This is a genomic window from Paeniglutamicibacter sp. NPDC091659 (assembly GCF_044756805.1).
Taxonomy (GTDB): domain Bacteria; phylum Actinomycetota; class Actinomycetes; order Actinomycetales; family Micrococcaceae; genus Paeniglutamicibacter.
The window spans coordinates 140,099-155,579 of record NZ_JBIVTO010000008.1; the positions used below are offsets into that span (position 1 = coordinate 140,099).

14 protein-coding genes are annotated in these 15,481 nt (G+C 65.8%); 2 read left to right on the forward strand and 12 right to left on the reverse strand.

What is annotated here, in order from left to right:
* Positions 1–67: 67 nt before the first annotated feature.
* From purM to ACIQLF_RS15435, 6 genes are all read right to left on the reverse strand, one after another.
* On the reverse strand, positions 68–1,210 hold the full coding sequence (purM, locus tag ACIQLF_RS15410; protein ID WP_400300147.1) for a phosphoribosylformylglycinamidine cyclo-ligase: 1,143 nt from the start codon (positions 1,208–1,210) through the stop codon (positions 68–70).
* 18 nt (positions 1,211–1,228) lie between these two features.
* A complete protein-coding gene (gene purF, locus ACIQLF_RS15415) occupies positions 1,229–2,779 on the reverse strand; it encodes an amidophosphoribosyltransferase (RefSeq protein WP_400300149.1) in 1,551 nt (516 codons plus the stop codon).
* A gap of 63 nt (positions 2,780–2,842) precedes the next feature.
* Complete coding sequence (locus tag ACIQLF_RS15420; RefSeq protein WP_400300152.1) at positions 2,843–3,169, reverse strand: hypothetical protein; 327 nt, start codon at positions 3,167–3,169, stop codon at positions 2,843–2,845.
* Positions 3,170–3,182: 13 nt separating this feature from the next.
* Complete coding sequence (locus ACIQLF_RS15425; protein WP_400300154.1) at positions 3,183–3,560, reverse strand: sterol carrier family protein; 378 nt, start codon at positions 3,558–3,560, stop codon at positions 3,183–3,185.
* A 6-nt stretch (positions 3,561–3,566) separates the two neighbouring features.
* Complete coding sequence (locus tag ACIQLF_RS15430; RefSeq protein ID WP_400300157.1) at positions 3,567–4,571, reverse strand: asparaginase; 1,005 nt, start codon at positions 4,569–4,571, stop codon at positions 3,567–3,569.
* Positions 4,572–4,575: 4 nt separating this feature from the next.
* Positions 4,576–5,196: a class I SAM-dependent methyltransferase gene (locus ACIQLF_RS15435; RefSeq protein ID WP_400300160.1), complete on the reverse strand. Its 621-nt coding sequence runs from the start codon at positions 5,194–5,196 to the stop codon at positions 4,576–4,578.
* Between the two features lie 108 nt (positions 5,197–5,304).
* Between ACIQLF_RS15435 and purD the strand changes: the two genes are divergently transcribed.
* Both purD and ACIQLF_RS15445 read left to right on the forward strand, forming a co-directional pair.
* On the forward strand, positions 5,305–6,591 hold the full coding sequence (purD, locus tag ACIQLF_RS15440) for a phosphoribosylamine--glycine ligase (RefSeq protein ID WP_400300163.1): 1,287 nt from the start codon (positions 5,305–5,307) through the stop codon (positions 6,589–6,591).
* Entirely contained in the window at positions 6,592–7,497 is a 906-nt protein-coding gene (locus ACIQLF_RS15445; RefSeq protein ID WP_400300165.1) for a phosphoribosylaminoimidazolesuccinocarboxamide synthase, read from the forward strand.
* Positions 7,498–7,584: 87 nt separating this feature from the next.
* On the opposite strand, the gene ACIQLF_RS15450 is transcribed toward ACIQLF_RS15445, so the two are convergent.
* From ACIQLF_RS15450 to ACIQLF_RS15475, 6 genes are all read right to left on the reverse strand, one after another.
* Positions 7,585–7,842, reverse strand: coding sequence for a hypothetical protein (locus tag ACIQLF_RS15450; protein WP_400300168.1), 258 nt, complete (start codon positions 7,840–7,842; stop codon positions 7,585–7,587).
* A 227-nt stretch (positions 7,843–8,069) separates the two neighbouring features.
* Positions 8,070–8,417 carry a hypothetical protein gene (locus ACIQLF_RS15455; protein ID WP_400300171.1) on the reverse strand — a complete coding sequence of 116 codons (348 nt, stop codon included), beginning with the start codon at positions 8,415–8,417 and terminating at the stop codon, positions 8,070–8,072.
* A gap of 53 nt (positions 8,418–8,470) precedes the next feature.
* Positions 8,471–10,279: an ABC transporter ATP-binding protein gene (locus ACIQLF_RS15460; RefSeq protein ID WP_400300174.1), complete on the reverse strand. Its 1,809-nt coding sequence runs from the start codon at positions 10,277–10,279 to the stop codon at positions 8,471–8,473.
* 5 nt (positions 10,280–10,284) lie between these two features.
* On the reverse strand, positions 10,285–12,105 hold the full coding sequence (locus tag ACIQLF_RS15465; protein WP_400300177.1) for an ABC transporter ATP-binding protein: 1,821 nt from the start codon (positions 12,103–12,105) through the stop codon (positions 10,285–10,287).
* Positions 12,106–12,193: 88 nt separating this feature from the next.
* A complete protein-coding gene (locus ACIQLF_RS15470) occupies positions 12,194–13,159 on the reverse strand; it encodes a metallophosphoesterase (RefSeq protein WP_400300180.1) in 966 nt (321 codons plus the stop codon).
* Positions 13,152–15,476, reverse strand: a complete 2,325-nt coding sequence (locus ACIQLF_RS15475; RefSeq protein WP_400300183.1) for a transglycosylase domain-containing protein — start codon at positions 15,474–15,476, stop codon at positions 13,152–13,154. The genes ACIQLF_RS15470 and ACIQLF_RS15475 overlap by 8 nt, the downstream gene beginning before the upstream one ends.
* Positions 15,477–15,481: the final 5 nt, after the last annotated feature.

A 15,481-nucleotide genomic window follows, 5' to 3' on the forward strand; every position in this document is an offset into this window, starting at 1 on the left:
GGCCTTAAGCAGTGAAGGACCGCACCCCCTGGGGATGCGGTCCTTCACTGCTTAAGGCTTGCGGCAGTTAGCCGGCGAAGTTGCCGCGCATCAGCACAGCGCCGCCGTCAACGCCCTTGGCGCCCTGGACGTAGTCCAGGCCAGAGGTCTTTGCTTCCTCGGTGACGGCACCGACGGTGCCCATGACCCACGAGTTCATGCCGCGGGCGTTCAGGCGGGAGAGGGCTGCATCGGCGATGGAGGCATCCACGATGGCAACCATGCCCACGCCCAGGTTCAGCGTGCGCTCCAGGTCCGGCTGCGGCACGGAACCGAGCTCGGCGATGACCTTGAAGACGGCCGGCAGTTCCCAGCTGTTGCGCTCCACGGTGGCCATCAGGCCCTGTGGCAGCACGCGGGCCAGGTTGGCCGCGAGGCCGCCGCCGGTGACGTGGCTGAAGCCGTGCACCTTGATGGTGCCGTCCACGTTGAACGCACGGATCAGGTCCAAGCAGTCCATGGTGTAGATGCGGGTCGGTTCCAGCAGTTCCTCGCCCAGGGTGCGGCCGAATTCCGGAACTTGGCGGTCCAGGGCCCAGCCGGCGTGTGCAACAACGCTGCGCACCAGCGAGTAGCCGTTGGAGTGGATGCCGGAGGCGGACATGCCGATGATGACGTCGCCGTCCTTCACGCGGTCCGGGCCCAGCAGGCCGTCGGCCTCGACGATGCCGGTTGCGGCACCCGCGACGTCGTACTCGTGCTCGCCCAGCAGGCCCGGGTGCTCGGCGGTTTCGCCGCCGACCAGCGCGGTGCCGGCGATCTGGCAGCCCTCGGCGATGCCGCGGACGATGTCCGCGATGCGCTCCGGGACGACCTTGCCGCAGGCAATGTAGTCGGTCATGAACAGCGGCTCGGCGCCGACGACAACGATGTCATCGACGACCATGCCGACCAGGTCGTGGCCGATGGTGTGGTGGATGTCCATGGCCTGCGCGATGGCTACCTTGGTGCCGACGCCGTCGGTGGAGGTGGCCAGCAGCGGCTTCTTGTAGGTCAGGAACTTCGAGGCATCGTAGAGGCCGGCGAATCCGCCCACACCGCCGATGACGTTGGAGTTGTGGGTGGCCTTGATGGCACCCTTCATGAGTTCGACGGCACGGTCTCCGGCCTCGACATCGACACCGGCCGAAGCGTAGGTGATTCCGGAATTCTCAGGGGTGGCGCTTGTCATCTCTGATGTGTCCTTTACTTAGTTGCGCGGTGTTTTGTCTTCGGCGGTGAGCGTGGACTCGAACTCCGCATCCGGGCCCGGTTCACATCCCGCCTGGTTGCTACGTTCCAGCAAGTTCTTGCCCCGGAGGTTGGAGCCGGGCAACGCGATCGGGTAGTCGCCGGTGAAGCAGGCGGTGCACAGGCGCTCACGCGGCTGCTTGGTGGCACCGATCATGCCGTCCTCGGAGATGTAGGCCAGGGAATCGGCGCCGATGGACTTGCCGATTTCCTCGACGGCCGCACCGTTGGCGATCAGTTCCGCGCGGGTGGCGAAGTCGATGCCGTAGAAGCAGGGCCACTTGACCGGAGGGGAGGAGATCTTCACGTGGACCTCGGCGGCGCCGGCCTCGCGCAGCATGCGCACCACGGCGCGCTGGGTGTTGCCGCGGACGATCGAGTCATCGACAACGACGACGCGCTTGCCCTTGATGACGGGCTCCAGGGCGTTGAGCTTGAGCTTGATGCCCAGCTGGCGCAGGGTCTGCGACGGCTGGATGAAGGTGCGTCCCACGTAGGCGTTCTTGACGAAGCCGTGCGCGAACGGGATGCCCGATTCCTCGGCGTAGCCGATGGCTGCCGGGGTGCCCGATTCCGGGACCGGAATGACGATGTCTGCCTCGGCGGCGTTTTCGCGGGCCAGCTGGCGGCCCATCTCCACGCGGGATTCGTAGACCGAGCGGCCGTTGATGGACGCATCCGGGCGGGCCAGGTACACGTATTCGAAGACGCAGCCGGCCGGGGTTGCCTCGCCGAAGCGCTGCGAGCGGATGCCGTCCTCGTCGATGGCGATGAATTCGCCGGGTTCGATCTCACGGATGAAGCTGGCACCGACGGTGGCCAGTGCGGCCTGTTCGGAGGCCACGACCCATCCGCGGTCCAGACGGCCGAGCACCAACGGGCGCACGCCAAAGGTGTCGCGTGCCGCGTACAGGGTGTTTTCGTTCATGAAGACGAAGCAGAAAGCGCCCTCAAGCTTCGGCAACAGGTCAAGTGCCGTTTCCTCAAGGGTCTGGCCTTCGCCGCCGGAGAGCAGCGCCGTCACCAGTGCGGTGTCGGTGGTGTTGCCCTGGGCGATTTCGCCGCGGACCTTTTCGCCGGACTCGGCGAGCCGGGCGTTGACCATGTCCATGAGTTCGGCCGAGTTGGTCAGGTTGCCGTTGTGGGCCAGTGCCACGGTGCCCGAGTTGGTCGGGCCAAGGGTCGGCTGGGCGTTTGCCCAGTGGCTTGCGCCGGTGGTCGAGTATCGGCAATGGCCGATGGCCAAGTGCCCCTGCATCGAGTTCAGGGTGTTCTCGTCGAACACCTGAGAGACCAGCCCCATGTCCTTGTAGACATTGATTCGCTGTCCGTCACTCGTGGCCAAGCCGGCCGATTCCTGCCCGCGATGCTGCAGCGCATAGAGACCGTAATAGGTCAGCTTCGCTACTTCTTCGCCGGGAGCCCAAACACCGAAGACACCGCATTCATCCTGCGGGCCCTTCTCGTCGGGCAAAAGATCATGATTTAGGTTTCCGTCACCACGCGCCATAGAAATTATTCTCTCACGACCCGGGAGCCTTGGTTTGCGAGAAAAGTCGCACGGCAAGCGCTTCTAGCGGTGTTCTGGCTCACCAGTGGGCACTGCGGTGGCGCGACGGCCGCGCTTGAGTGTGACGCGATCCACAATCAAAAAAACAATACCGGCCAGTAGGACGCCCGCGATGGCGAAACCCACCATCAGGAAGCCGGCAACGGAGCCGCGCGAGAAGTCTGGGTTCTCGGGACCGCTGTATGCGGAGATGAAGGCGATGATGATGCCGACCGCTGCGCCGACACCCATGAAGGGCCAGAACTTGGGGGCCGAATGAACGACTACCTCGATGTTTGCCGAAGGCGTTGGTTCGGGCGTTGGTTCTGCGGGTTGCTGCGTCGGTTCCATACCCTCAAGGGTACTAAACCAGCGGCAACTCGGCGGCCAGATCCGCCCGCAGGCCCGAGGCCGTGACCTTTCCGGTCGCCAATGCCGCTTCCCAGGAGATCCGCCCGCTCACCAGTGCCAGCCACATGTCGGCCGGCATCTCGATGACGTTCGGGGGAGTGCCGCGGGTGTGCCGCGGGCCGGGGATGCACTGGGTGACGCCGAAGGGCGGAACCCGCACCTCCACGGAGTTGCCCTCGGCCCGGCTGGCCAGTTCCTCCAGGGAGTAGCGCACGGCCATGGCAATGAGCGGTCGCGGCAGTGCGGCCTCGCCGCCCTCGGCGCTCGCGGTGATCCAGCGCTGCAGGGCGGCACGCCCCTCGGCCGGGTCGATGCGTCGTTTGATGGCCATGGGGGATCAGCCCAGCAATTCCATGACGCCGTCCGCCAGCCGCACCGATCCCACGGGCACTGGCCCGCCGAGGATCGGGCGGGAGATCTTGGGGAGGATGCTGGCCAGCTGTTCGTCGGTGATCGCCCCGGCCCGTGCGAGCATGGTCAGCCCCAGCATGTCGGTGCCCCGTCCCGAACCGTCGAGCATCTTCACCGCGACGGCGGTGCCGTTGGGGGCAGCAAGCACCAGCACGCCCTCGGCGCCCAGCTTTGCAAGGACACCCAGCTCTTCCATCACAACGGTGTTGGGCAGGCCGTGGCCCTGCACGGCCCACGGGTAGTCGAGCATTGCCGTGGCAATCGTTGCCGCACGGGCCTCCGAGTGCTTGTCGCCGGGCGCCTGGGCGAGCTTTGAGGCCGCGCGTGCCAGCCCGGCCAGGGAGATCGCCGGAACGGGTGCGCCGCAGCCGTCGACGCCCAGGTGGGAGATCTTTTCCCCGGAGTACTGCTCGACGACCTCGACGACCCGCTGCTGAACCGGGTGTTCGGGGGAGAGGTAGGTCTTGGTGTCCCAGCCGTTTTCGGTGCAGGCCCACAGGAACGCTGCGTGCTTGCCCGAGCAGTTGAACGCGACCTTCGACTTGCCCTCGCCGTCGAGCACCATGTCGATCCGGGTTCCCTCGTGCGCCGGCCACGACGGGGGGCAACCCAGGTCTTCTTCCGTCAGGCCCGCCTTGTGGAGCATGACCTTGGCCAGCTCCATGTGCTCGGCACTGCCGATGTGGCTGGCACAGGCCAGGGCCACCTCGGCGCCGCGTAGCGGGACGCCGCTCTGCATCGAGGCCAGGGCCTGGAAAGGCTTGAGCGACGAGCGCGGGTAGATCAGCCCCTGTGGATCCCCGAGCGAGGAAACGATGTCCCCGGCGGCATCGACGACCACCGCTGCGCCGCGGTGGCGCGACTCGATGAATCCGTTGCGTTCGACGACGATGAGGTCCACGGCCTGGGAAGAAAGTAAGGTTTCGGGCATTTGATCAGTTTACGGGTCGGACCCCATGTAACAGCGCAACGATGAAGTCCGAGTCCGCGTCGAAACGGTGCATGTCCCACCCCGAAAAGCGGGCCGTGAACGCCAGTCCGGCGGCAGCCGCATCCGCCTCGAAATCCGCCAGTGCATAGCCCTTGAGAAGCGAGAACCCGACCACCAGCCGGCCGTTCACTGCCAGGTGGTTCGCGAGGGACCGCAGCACCGCGCCGGTGCTGCCGGGGGACACGAACGCCAGCACGTTGCCCGCGGCGGCGACCACGTCGAACAGCTCCGGGCTGCCGTCGGCATCGCGCAGCTCCAGTGTTGCCAGGTCGCCGAGTTCCCAGCGGGAGCCGGGGAAGTCCTTGCGCGCCTGGGCCAGCAGTTCGCCGTCCAGGTCGACGCCCGTGACCGTGTGGGAGCGTGCGGCAAGCTCGCCGCCGACGCGTCCGGTGCCGCAGCCGGCGTCAAGGACGCGGGCCCCGCGAGGCAGGAGCGCGTCGACGAACCTGGCCTCGCCGTGCAGGTCGGCACCGTTCGCCCGCAGCTGCGCGAAGCGCTCTATGTAGTCCCGGGCCTGGCTCGGGTTGGTGCGCGACTGCTTTTCCCACAGGGTTTCCTCACTCATGCCAACGAGCATATGCCGGGGAGGGAAAAGAACGCCGCTGCCCCCAATGCGTCGGCCCAAAGACTTCCGGAAGCCACAGCGCTGCCGGAACCGGTAGGCTTAAGCCTCGTGAAGGTACTGGTTATTGGCCCCGGCGGCCGCGAACATGCACTGATCCGCGCACTGGCTGCGGATCCCTACGTCACCGACCTGCATTGCGCACCGGGTAATGCCGGAATTTCGCGCGATGTCTCGACCCATGAGATCGACGCCCAGGACCCCGCGGCAGTGGTGGCACTGGCCCGCGAGCTTGGCTCGGATCTGGTCGTTGTCGGCCCCGAAGCACCACTGGCCGCAGGTGTGTCCGACGCGTTGATCGCGGCTGGCATCCCGGTCTTTGGCCCCACCAAGGCGGCTGCCCAGCTTGAGGCCTCCAAGGCCTTCGCCAAGAACGTCATGGCAGAGGCCGGCGTTCCCACGGCCATGGCACGGGTCGCCACCAACACCGGGGAAGCCGCCGACGCGCTCGACGCCTTCGGTGCCCCCTACGTGGTCAAGGACGACGGACTTGCCGCCGGCAAGGGCGTCGTGGTCACCTCCGACCGCGCCGAGGCCCTGGCCCACGCCGAGACCTGCTTCGAGGCGGGCGGAACCGTCGTCATCGAGGAGTTCCTCGACGGCCCCGAGGTCTCCCTCTTCGTCATCTGCGACGGCACCCACGCCGTCCCGCTGGCACCGGCCCAGGACTTCAAGCGCATCTTCGACAACGACGAAGGCCCGAACACCGGCGGCATGGGCGCCTACTCGCCGCTGCCGTGGCTGCCCGCAGGCTTCGTCGACGAGGTCATGGAACGCGTCGCCTACCCGACGCTGCGCGACATGGAATCCCGCGGCACCCCCTTCACCGGCGTGCTCTACTGCGGTCTTGCCATCACCTCCCGCGGCATCCGCGTCATCGAGTTCAACGCACGCTTCGGCGACCCGGAAACCCAGGCCGTGCTCGCGCGCCTGAAGACCCCGCTCGGCGGGCTGCTGCTGGCGGCCGCCAAGGGCGAGCTCGACGACGCCGAGCAGCTGCACTGGCGCCCCGAGACCGCCGTCGGCGTGGTCATGGCCGCGGCCAACTACCCGGATGCCCCGGTCAAGGGTGCGGCAATCAGCGGCCTGGCCGACGCCGAGGCCATCGAGAACGTCTCGGTGCTGCACGCGGGTACCACCAGCAACGAGGCGGGGGACGTCATCGTCTCCGGCGGCCGCGTGCTGGCAGTCGTCGGCCTGGGCGCCGACCTGCACGCAGCACGCGACAAGGCCTACGCCGGCGTCGCCGCCATCTCTTGGGACGGTGCCCAGCACCGCACCGACATCGCACTGAAGGCCGCCAACGGCCAGATCAGTGTCTCGGAAGGAACGAACTAAATGTCAGGCCTGCAAACCGAAACCCTGGATCTCCCGGGCTGGACGCACTTCTATTCGGGCAAGGTCCGCGACCTGTACGTTCCGGCCGGATCCTCCTTTGCGGAAACCGACCGCGTGCTGGTTGTCGCCTCGGACCGCATCAGCGCCTTCGACTACGTGCTCACCTCCGAGATCCCGGACAAGGGCAAGGTGCTCACGCAGCTGAGCCTGTGGTGGTTCGACCAGCTGAGCGAAATCCCGAACCACGTGATTTCCACCGAGGTCCCCGAGGCCGTTGCCGGCCGGGCCATGGTCTGCAAGAAGCTGGACATGTTCCCGATCGAGTGCATCGCCCGCGGCTACCTGACCGGTTCCGGCCTGGCCGAATACGAGGTCAGCCAGACCGTGTGCGCGCTGCCGCTTCCCGGCGGCATGGTCGACGGCTCCAAGCTGGACCCGGCGATCTTCACCCCCTCGGCCAAGGCCGAGGTCGGAGAGCACGACGAGAACATCACGTTCGAGGAAACCGCGGCACGCATCGGCGGCCAGCAGGCCGCCGACCTCCGCGACGCCACGCTTGCCCTGTACACCCGCGCCGAGGAGATCGCCCGCGGCCGCGGCATCATCCTGGCCGACACCAAGGTCGAGTTCGGCATCGATCCGTCCAACGGCCAGATCACCCTGGGCGACGAGGTGCTGACCCCGGATTCCTCGCGTTTCTGGGACGCCGAAACCTACGCGCCGGGCCAGGCCCAGCCGTCGTTCGACAAGCAGTACGTCCGCGACTGGCTGACCGGCGCGGAATCGGGCTGGGACAAGAACTCGGGCGAGGAGCCTCCGGCACTGCCGGCAGAGGTCGTCGGGCGCACCCGCGAACGCTACATCGAGGCGTACGAGCGCCTGACGGGCATGACCTTCAGCGCCTAGAAGCTTGCACGCGAGGGGCTCCGGGACCGCAGTTCAAATGCGGTCCCGGGGCCCCTTCGTCGTTGAGCCGTTGCTGGCCCGGCGCCCTCAGGAGATGTACGACGCGACGGCCAGAACGAAGCATGGCAGCAGGTTCGCAATGACGCCCGTGGCCCAAAGCGCCTTGCCTGATGTGACGGCCCGCCGGCTCATCCAGCCGTTCACGAGCCACCAGGCGAGAGCCGAGGCTGCGATCACGGGTCCGAACACAACCAGTACGGGAAAGATCCCGTCGTTCTCCGTGGGGTCGCGTTGCGTCAGGCCGAGTGCATCCAGCGGCCAAGCGGCGGCGAGGTACCACGCCATGGATAGCGGAACGGTCCCGGGGATTCCCAGCAGCACATTGACGCAGGCAACGACCCAGGGACGTACCTCGGCCCTGGAAGCGATCGCGTAGTGTTGCTTGATTTCCGTGCTCCGTCTTCGAAAGTCGTTCCCGGGGCTCTACGAGGCGGGAACCAGGATGTTGTCGGCGAGCCTGGTCCACCCGTTGGATTCCCGCTCGCGGGTGTCGGCATCGTCCCTGACCAGAATCACGGCACTCTTGGGGTTCGCCCCCGAAGCCTCGACGATTTCCGGTGCACGCCCATTCCTCCGCAGCCCGCAACCCAATCGTCGGCATTGCCCGGATGGTAGGCCACGACACAGCCCATGGACTTGTCCGCGTCGGTTGCGCCGAAGTACTTGGTTCCGTCGCCGACGGCCAGCAATCGCACGCTTCCGGCGTCAACGTCCTCGGGGAGGGAAACCTGGGCAGGCAGTGTGTCATCCGGGGTCGCGGCACGGTCAAACGCCTTGATCCCCGTATGCCCGGAACAGCCACCCAACAGCAAGGCGGTGCCCAGCAAGATCTCCACCGCCGGAATCGCCGAACGTTTCATTGCCTGACCTCTTCGTTTGCTGTTCCGGGCAACACTGCACGGAAGCGATCCGGTTAGACCATCGAGTCGCGCCAGGCCCGGTGCAGGGCCGCGAACCGGCCGTCCTCGCTGATCAGCCCGGCGGGGGAGCCGTCCTCCACGACCATGCCGTCGTGCACCACCAGCACCCGGTCGGCGATCTGGACCGTGGAGAGTCGGTGCGCGATGATCAGCGCGGTGCGGTTTCCCAGCAGCGTCTGCAGGCCGCGCTGGACCGCGCGCTCGCTCGGGATGTCCAGCGAGCTGGTGGCCTCGTCGAGGATCAGCACGGCAGGGTCGGCCAGGAAGGCGCGAGCGAAGGAAATCAGCTGGCGCTGGCCGGCCGAGACGCGGCCGCCGCGCTTGTTCACGTCGGTCTCGTACCCGTCGGGCAGCGCGGTGATGAACTCGTGGGCGCCGACGGCGCGGGCGGCCAGGATGATTTCCGCGCGGCTGGCGCCCGGCTTGCCCAGGGCGATGTTTTCGGCGACGGTTCCGGAGAACAGGAAGGATTCCTGGGTCACCATGACCACGTGGCGGCGCAGGTCGTCGTTGGCGATCTGGTCGATGCGGACCCCGTCCAGTGTCAGGGACCCGGAGCGCAGGTCGTAGAACCTGGCGATCAGCTTGGCCAGCGTCGACTTGCCGGCACCGGTCTGGCCTACCACCGCAATCGTCTGCCCGGCCGGGATGTCCAGGTCGAACCTGTCCATGACGACGGGGCCGTCGCCGTAGCCGAAGACCGCGTCCTTGAACTCCAAGTGGCCGGTGACCCGGCCCAGCGGCCGGGGCTTTGTCGGCTCGACGACCGTCGGTTCCTCCTCAAGCAGACCCGAGACCTTTTCCAACGCCGCCGTTGCGGCCTGCAGGGAGGAATAGAACATCGCGATGTTCTCGACCGGCTGGAAGACGCGCTTGGTGGCCAGCAGGAGGGCAACCAGCACGCCGACGGCCAGCGTGCCGTCGATGACGCGGAAGCCGCCCCAGGCCAGCACCGCGGCCATGCTGAGGCCGCCGACGAGCACCAGGCCCGGCTGCAGCACCCCGAAGAGGTTGATGGAGCGGATCGAGTTGTCGCGGTATTCGCCCGCGACGTTCGCGTAGTTTTCGTCGTTCGAGGCTTCCTTGCGGAAGGCCTTGACGGCGCGGATGCCCGTCATGGTTTCCACGAAGGTTCCGATGAGCCTGGCCGAGACGACCCGGGATTCGCGGTAGACGGTTTCCGAGCGGCGCTGGTACCAGCGGAAGAGCAGGCTGATCGGAACCATTGCGGCAACGACCACCAGGCCGCTGCGCCAGTCCAGCAGGAAGATGGAGACCAGCGTGAAGATCACGAACACGCTGGAGGAGACGAGCTCGGAGATGCCCTGGTCGAGCAGCTCGCGCAGGGTTTCCAGGTCGGAGGTCTGCCGGGAAATGATGCGGCCCGAGGTGTAGCTTTCGTGGAATTCCAGGCTCAGCCGCTGGGTATGTCGGAACACGCGCAGGCGCAGGTCAAGGAGCATCGCCTGGGAGATCTTCGCGGTGCACAGGACGTACCAGCCGAGCAGGCTTCCGGCCAGGATGGCGCTGAGCAGGTAGACGCCGCCGGTGATGCCCAGGGCGGCCAGGTTTCCGCTTCGGACCTGCGGCAGGCCCCAGTCGATGGCCCAGGCGATGATCAGCGGGAAGGAGGCGCTGGCCGCATTGGACACGATGACCAGCAGGACGGTCAGGGCGAGCATCGGCTTCTGCTTGCCGGCCAGCACCGCCAGCAGCCTCCACGACCTGGCGCGGACCCGTGCCCGCTCGGACTTCGAAAGGGTGATGGCGTCTTCGTTGGACACACCCGTGTTTTGGCTCATGTCCCTTACGCTTCCTGGTTCAGGTTGTCGGCGGTTTCTTCCTCGAGGCTGGCGATCACGAATCGGTAGTGGTCGTTGCGTTCAAGCAATTCGGAGTGGGTTCCCACGTCGTCGATGGCGCCGTCGCGCAGCAGCGCCACGCGGTCCGCCAGTGCCACGGTGGAGGGGCGGTGGGCCACGATCAGCGTGGTGGTTCCGGCGAGGGTGCGGCGCAGGCGTTCGGTCACCGCTTCCTCGGTGCGCACGTCCAGCGCCGAGAGCGGGTCATCGAGGATCAGTACCCGGGGCTTCGCGGCAATGGCGCGGGCCAGGGCGATGCGCTGGCGCTGCCCGCCTGAAAGGGAGAGCCCTTCCTCGCCGATGACGGTGTCCAGGCCCTCGGGAAGCGCGCGGGCGAATCCCGCCTGGGCCGTGTCGAGGGCCTCGTTGAGCAGCGCCTCCGTCTCCTCGGCCGGGAGCTCCGGTGCGCCGAGCAGGACGTTGTCGCGGATCGAGGCCGAGAAGAGGATGGTGTCCTCGAACGCGACGGCAACCTCGCGGCGCAACGCGGTGAGGTCCCACTGGCGCACGTCGATCCCGTCGATGAGCACCGAGCCCCCGGTCACCTCGTAGAGGCGCGGGACCAGGTGCAGGAGCGTGGATTTTCCGCTGCCCGTCATGCCCACCAGTGCCATGGTTTCGCCGGGCTCGACGTCGAGGTCCACCCTTTGCAGGATGGGCGTGCTGTCGTCGGTGGCGTCGGGGAAGCGGAACTGGACCTGGCGCAGCTCAAGGTGGCCGCGGGGGTTGTCGGGGAGCAGCGGATTCGCGGGGGAAGCGATGGTGTTCGGCGTGTCCATGACCTCGAAGTGGCGGTCCAGGGCCGTTTTGGTTGTCAGCGTCATGCCCAGAAGCATGCCCATGCCTTCGACGGGTCCGGCCAGCACCGCGGCCGTGGCGAAGTACGCAACGAGCGCGCCGACGCTGAGCTGTCCCTCGGCGGTGAGCCAGAGTCCGGCGACCAGACCCGCGGCGAGGGTGATTTCGGGGATCGACACCACAAGGAACAGGAAACTGCCAAGCGTCCTGGCCTTGACGATTTCGGTGTCGCGCAGCTGCTTGGCGCGGTCTTGGAAACCGTCGTACATGTGTTTGCCGCGGCCGAAGGCCTTGATCACGCGGATGCCGTGCACGGATTCCTCGACGGCCGTGGCAAGGTCGCCGGCCTGGTCCTGGCTGAGCCGGCTGGCGGCACGGAACCTGTTGCGGAAGTGGAAGGCCCGGATGGCAATGGGGATGGCGCCTGCCAGGTAGATGGTTCCAAGGATCCAGCTGCTGGAAAACATCAGGATGACACCGGTGGTGACGGTGACGGTGGCCACCACGAGCATCAAGGCGCCGAAGGCGAGCCAGCGCCGCAGCAGGTTGAGGTCGGACATGGAGCGCGAGAGCAATTGGCCCGATCCCCAGCGGTCGTGGAACGCCACGGGCAGCTGCTGCAGGTGCTCGTAGAAACGCACCCGCATCTGGGTCTCGAGGCGTGCCGCGGGGGTGATGACAAACTGGCGGCGCAGGAAGACCAGCACCGCTTCAAGGACGCCAAGACCGCCGACCAGCGCCACGGCCAGCCAGACGTTGCCGCCCTCGCCGGCCGGGTGCAAAACGTTGTTGACAAGCCACGCAAGGACCTGCGGGATGGTCAGCGCAATGAGTCCAGCGCCCAGGGCGCAGAGGAAGCCCAGACTCAGCCGGGGCAGGATCGGCTTGACGAACGGCGCCAACCGGGAGAACGTCTGGCGCAGCGTGGGCACCCCCGAATGCGGTGCATGCCCTTGTGGTACTGCCACTTTTCCGACCCCATTCCACCTTACGCGTCACTGACCACTGAATACGTTACAGTGATCGGTTGGGAATGTTCAATCGGAAACGGAGTGGTTACGCCCGGGCCGTGAGCGTGAACAAAATGGCCTCTGGAGGGCACGCAATGCGGACGGGCGTGAAGCGCGAGGTTCCAATGCCTGCCGAGATGTTCATCGGCGTGCTGCGTCCCATGTATTCCCAGTAGGTCAGGCCGCTGGCGCGCCAGGTTGGCAGGTCGCAGTTGGTGACCAGGGCGCCATAGCCCGGGATGCAGACCTGTCCGCCGTGGGTGTGGCCGGCGAAAATCAGATCGGCTCCGGCCGCTGTGAACTTGTCCAGCACGCGTTGGTACGGCGCATGGGCAAGTGCAATTTGAAGGTGCGGCGCCTGGTTGGAGGTGGAAGAACCGGCCGGCCAACCGGCAAAGCGGTCCAGCTCAAGGTGCGGGTCGTCGACACCCGTGAAATCCAGCCGCGTTCCGTTCACTGGCATCGAATAGCTGCGGTTGGTCAGGTTGACCCACCCTGCGGCGCCGAAGGCGCTGTGCATCGCCTGCCACGGCAACTGGAACTTGGGGGAGTTGCGCGGGGCATCGGTTCGCTTCTGAAGGTAGCGCAACGGGTTCTTTGGGCGCGGGGCAAAGTAGCAATTGGATCCCGGAACGAATGCCCCGGGGAACGCCATCAGCGGGCCAAGGGCATCAAGCAGGGAATCAAGGCCGTCGGTGTGGCCCAGGTTGTCGCCCGTGTTGATGACCAGGTCCGGTTTCAAGTCGGCCAGCGAGTGGAGCCAGCGGCGCTTGAGTTCCTGGTTCGGCACCATGTGGATGTCCGACAGGTGCAGGATCCTGATCGGCGTCGCGCCCGGTGCCAAGAGGGGCAGCGTCTCCTCGCGGACTCCGAAACGGGTGGTCTCGCTCATGCCATAGCCGACGAGGACGCCCGCGCCGGCAGCTGCCGCACCAACCGCCAAAGCGGCCCCACGCACAGTGCGTGAGACCGCCGAGGCCAGGCGATGGGTGTCCGCCACGTGATTAGTCATCGTTGCCCGACTGATCTTCCGTGCCAGGATTTTCCTTGGCTGGCTTTTCCTTTGCCGGTTTTTCATCCGACGATGAGTCGTCGTTCGAGGACTCATCGTTGTTGGAGGACTCGTCGTTGGACGAGTCACCGTTGGAGGAATCGTCGTTGGAGTTCGACTCAGCCTTCTTCGGTTCGGGCTTCGGTGCCGGGGCCGGGGTGGCCTTGCCGAGCGAACCGGCCGGGTACAGGCGTCCGATGTCCAGCATGTAGTTGGTCCACAGCGGTGCAGCCCAAGTGCCCGAGTCGACCCAGCGGCGGGCGATGCCATTGACAACCGCACCCTGCGTGGGCTTCATCTGGTCTTTGTCCCATCGTCCAACCCAGGCGGCCGAGGCCATGCCGGTGGTGTAGCCAACGAACCAGGTGGAGTTTGCGCCGTTGTTGGTACCGGTCTTGCCGGCAATCTGGTAACCGATCCGGCCCTTGGCCACCTTCTGCGAGGCGATCTTCTTCAGGGTGCCGTTCATGTCCGCGGCAACCTGAGGACTCATGACCTGTTCACACTTCACCGGCTTGACCTTGTACTTGTTTCCGCTCGAGTCGCGCACGGAGGTCAAGGCGCGGTTTTCGCAGAACTCGCCGTTGTTGGCCCAGGTCGCGAACGCGGTGGCCTGTGCCAGAGGGGTGATGCGTGCCGAACCGATGACGAACGACGGGTTTGCCGGGGAGATCGGCTGCGCTTTGTCGACCTTCTTGTTGCTCTTCAGATCCACGTAGTTGTCGTAGTCGATCAGGCCGAGTCGTTCCGTGGCGCCTGCGATGTCGCAGAGGTCAAGCCTGGAGGCCTCGGACACGGTGAAGGAGTTGACTGAATTGAACAGACCGTAGTCAACCGTGCCGGACGAGGCCCAACCATCAACAGCGTTGCCTGGTGTCCAGCCCCCGCCGACGGTGGTGTAACCACCGGGCAGGCAGGACGCCTTCCAAAGGAATGACGCTGGGTAATTCTTGTTGCGCGGTGCGTTGATCGTTTCATACATGCCGCGGCCGGATTCGAGCCAGGCCATGGTGGTGTAGGGCTTCATGGTCGAGCCGCCCTGGAAGCCTCCGGCGCCGCCCATTGCCGATTCAACGGCAAAGTTGTATTCGGTGAACTTACGACCCTTTTCGGGGGAGTACTTCTTGTTCTGGCCCATGGCCAGGATGTTGCCCGTGCCGGGCTCAACGGTGACGATTGCGGCGCCGATGTTGGACTTGTCGTTGGCCGGGATCATGAGCTTCGTCTGCTTTTCAACGGACTTCTGCAGGCGCGGGTCAAGCGTCGTCTTGATGGTCAGGCCACCGCGGTAGAGAAGGTTCTCGCGTTCCTTCTTGGTCTTGCCGTAGGTATCGTCGCTGGTGATCAGCTTGGTGACGTAGTCACAGAAGTAGTTGGCCGACTCGGCCGCGATGCAGCCGGACTTGGTTTCGCTTGGCTTCAGTCCCAGAGCGGACTTGACTGCCTTGTCGTAGGCCTTCTGGTCGATGGCACCGGTGCGCAGCATGGCAGCCAGCACGGTGTTGCGGCGCTTGACGCTGCGCTCGGGGTACCTCTCCGGGTTGTATGCGTTGGGGAGCTGAACCATGCCGGCGAGCATGGCGGACTGCTGCAGGTTCAGGTCCTTGGCGTCCACGGAGTAGAAGCGCTGGGCGGCTGCCTGGATGCCGTAGTTGCGTCCGGAGAACAGCACGAGGTTCAGGTAGCCCTCGAGGATCTCGTCCTTGGACATTTCCTTTTCGATGGAAATGGCGAGCTTGGCTTCGCGGGCCTTGTCGGCGATGTTCTTGGTGCCGGAGATCGTCATCTCGGACCGATCCACGCCGTTGATGGAGTCGGAGTTGATCAGCAGGTTGTTCACGTACTGCTGGGTCAGCGTCGAGGCGCCCTGCTGCGAGGAACTGGTGAAGTTGTTCACCGCGGCGCGCGCGATGCCGCGCACATCGATTCCGTTGTGCTCGTAGAAGCGCTCGTCCTCGATCGAGACGATCGCCTTGCGCATGATCGGAGAAATGTCGTCCAGTTTCACCGGCTCGCGGTTCTCCGAGTAGAACGTCGCGATGACCGAACCGTCTTTTGCAAGAATCTTCGAAGGCTCTGCGATGGGCTCCTCTTTGAAGCTCGCGGGCAGGGCGTCGAAAATCTCGGAACCTGCCTTGGCGCCGCTGCCGGCAAAGGAAGCGACAGGAACCATGAGTCCTGCCGCAAGTACGCCACATAATGCGCTCACCCCAAAGAAGGCAACGATCTTGCCGAGGGTGGTAGCTGTATCAAAAAAAGGAGACTTTTTAGCTGCCATACCCA

Excerpts from the sequence above, each read along its gene's own strand:
- ACIQLF_RS15460 (WP_400300174.1), bottom strand. The coding sequence starts at position 10,279 with ATGAGCCAAAACACGGGTGTGTCCAACGAAGACGCCATCACCCTTTCG.
- ACIQLF_RS15425 (WP_400300154.1), bottom strand. The coding sequence starts at position 3,560 with ATGGCCATCAAACGACGCATCGACCCGGCCGAGGGGCGTGCCGCCCTG.
- ACIQLF_RS15475 (WP_400300183.1), bottom strand. The coding sequence starts at position 15,476 with ATGGCAGCTAAAAAGTCTCCTTTTTTTGATACAGCTACCACCCTCGGC.
- purF (WP_400300149.1), bottom strand. The coding sequence starts at position 2,779 with ATGGCGCGTGGTGACGGAAACCTAAATCATGATCTTTTGCCCGACGAG.
- ACIQLF_RS15445 (WP_400300165.1), top strand. The coding sequence starts at position 6,592 with ATGTCAGGCCTGCAAACCGAAACCCTGGATCTCCCGGGCTGGACGCAC.
- ACIQLF_RS15435 (WP_400300160.1), bottom strand. The coding sequence starts at position 5,196 with ATGAGTGAGGAAACCCTGTGGGAAAAGCAGTCGCGCACCAACCCGAGC.
- ACIQLF_RS15455 (WP_400300171.1), bottom strand. The coding sequence starts at position 8,417 with ATGAAACGTTCGGCGATTCCGGCGGTGGAGATCTTGCTGGGCACCGCC.
- purM (WP_400300147.1), bottom strand. The coding sequence starts at position 1,210 with ATGACAAGCGCCACCCCTGAGAATTCCGGAATCACCTACGCTTCGGCC.
- ACIQLF_RS15450 (WP_400300168.1), bottom strand. The coding sequence starts at position 7,842 with ATGGCGTGGTACCTCGCCGCCGCTTGGCCGCTGGATGCACTCGGCCTG.
- ACIQLF_RS15430 (WP_400300157.1), bottom strand. The coding sequence starts at position 4,571 with ATGCCCGAAACCTTACTTTCTTCCCAGGCCGTGGACCTCATCGTCGTC.
- ACIQLF_RS15420 (WP_400300152.1), bottom strand. The coding sequence starts at position 3,169 with ATGGAACCGACGCAGCAACCCGCAGAACCAACGCCCGAACCAACGCCT.
- ACIQLF_RS15470 (WP_400300180.1), bottom strand. The coding sequence starts at position 13,159 with ATGACTAATCACGTGGCGGACACCCATCGCCTGGCCTCGGCGGTCTCA.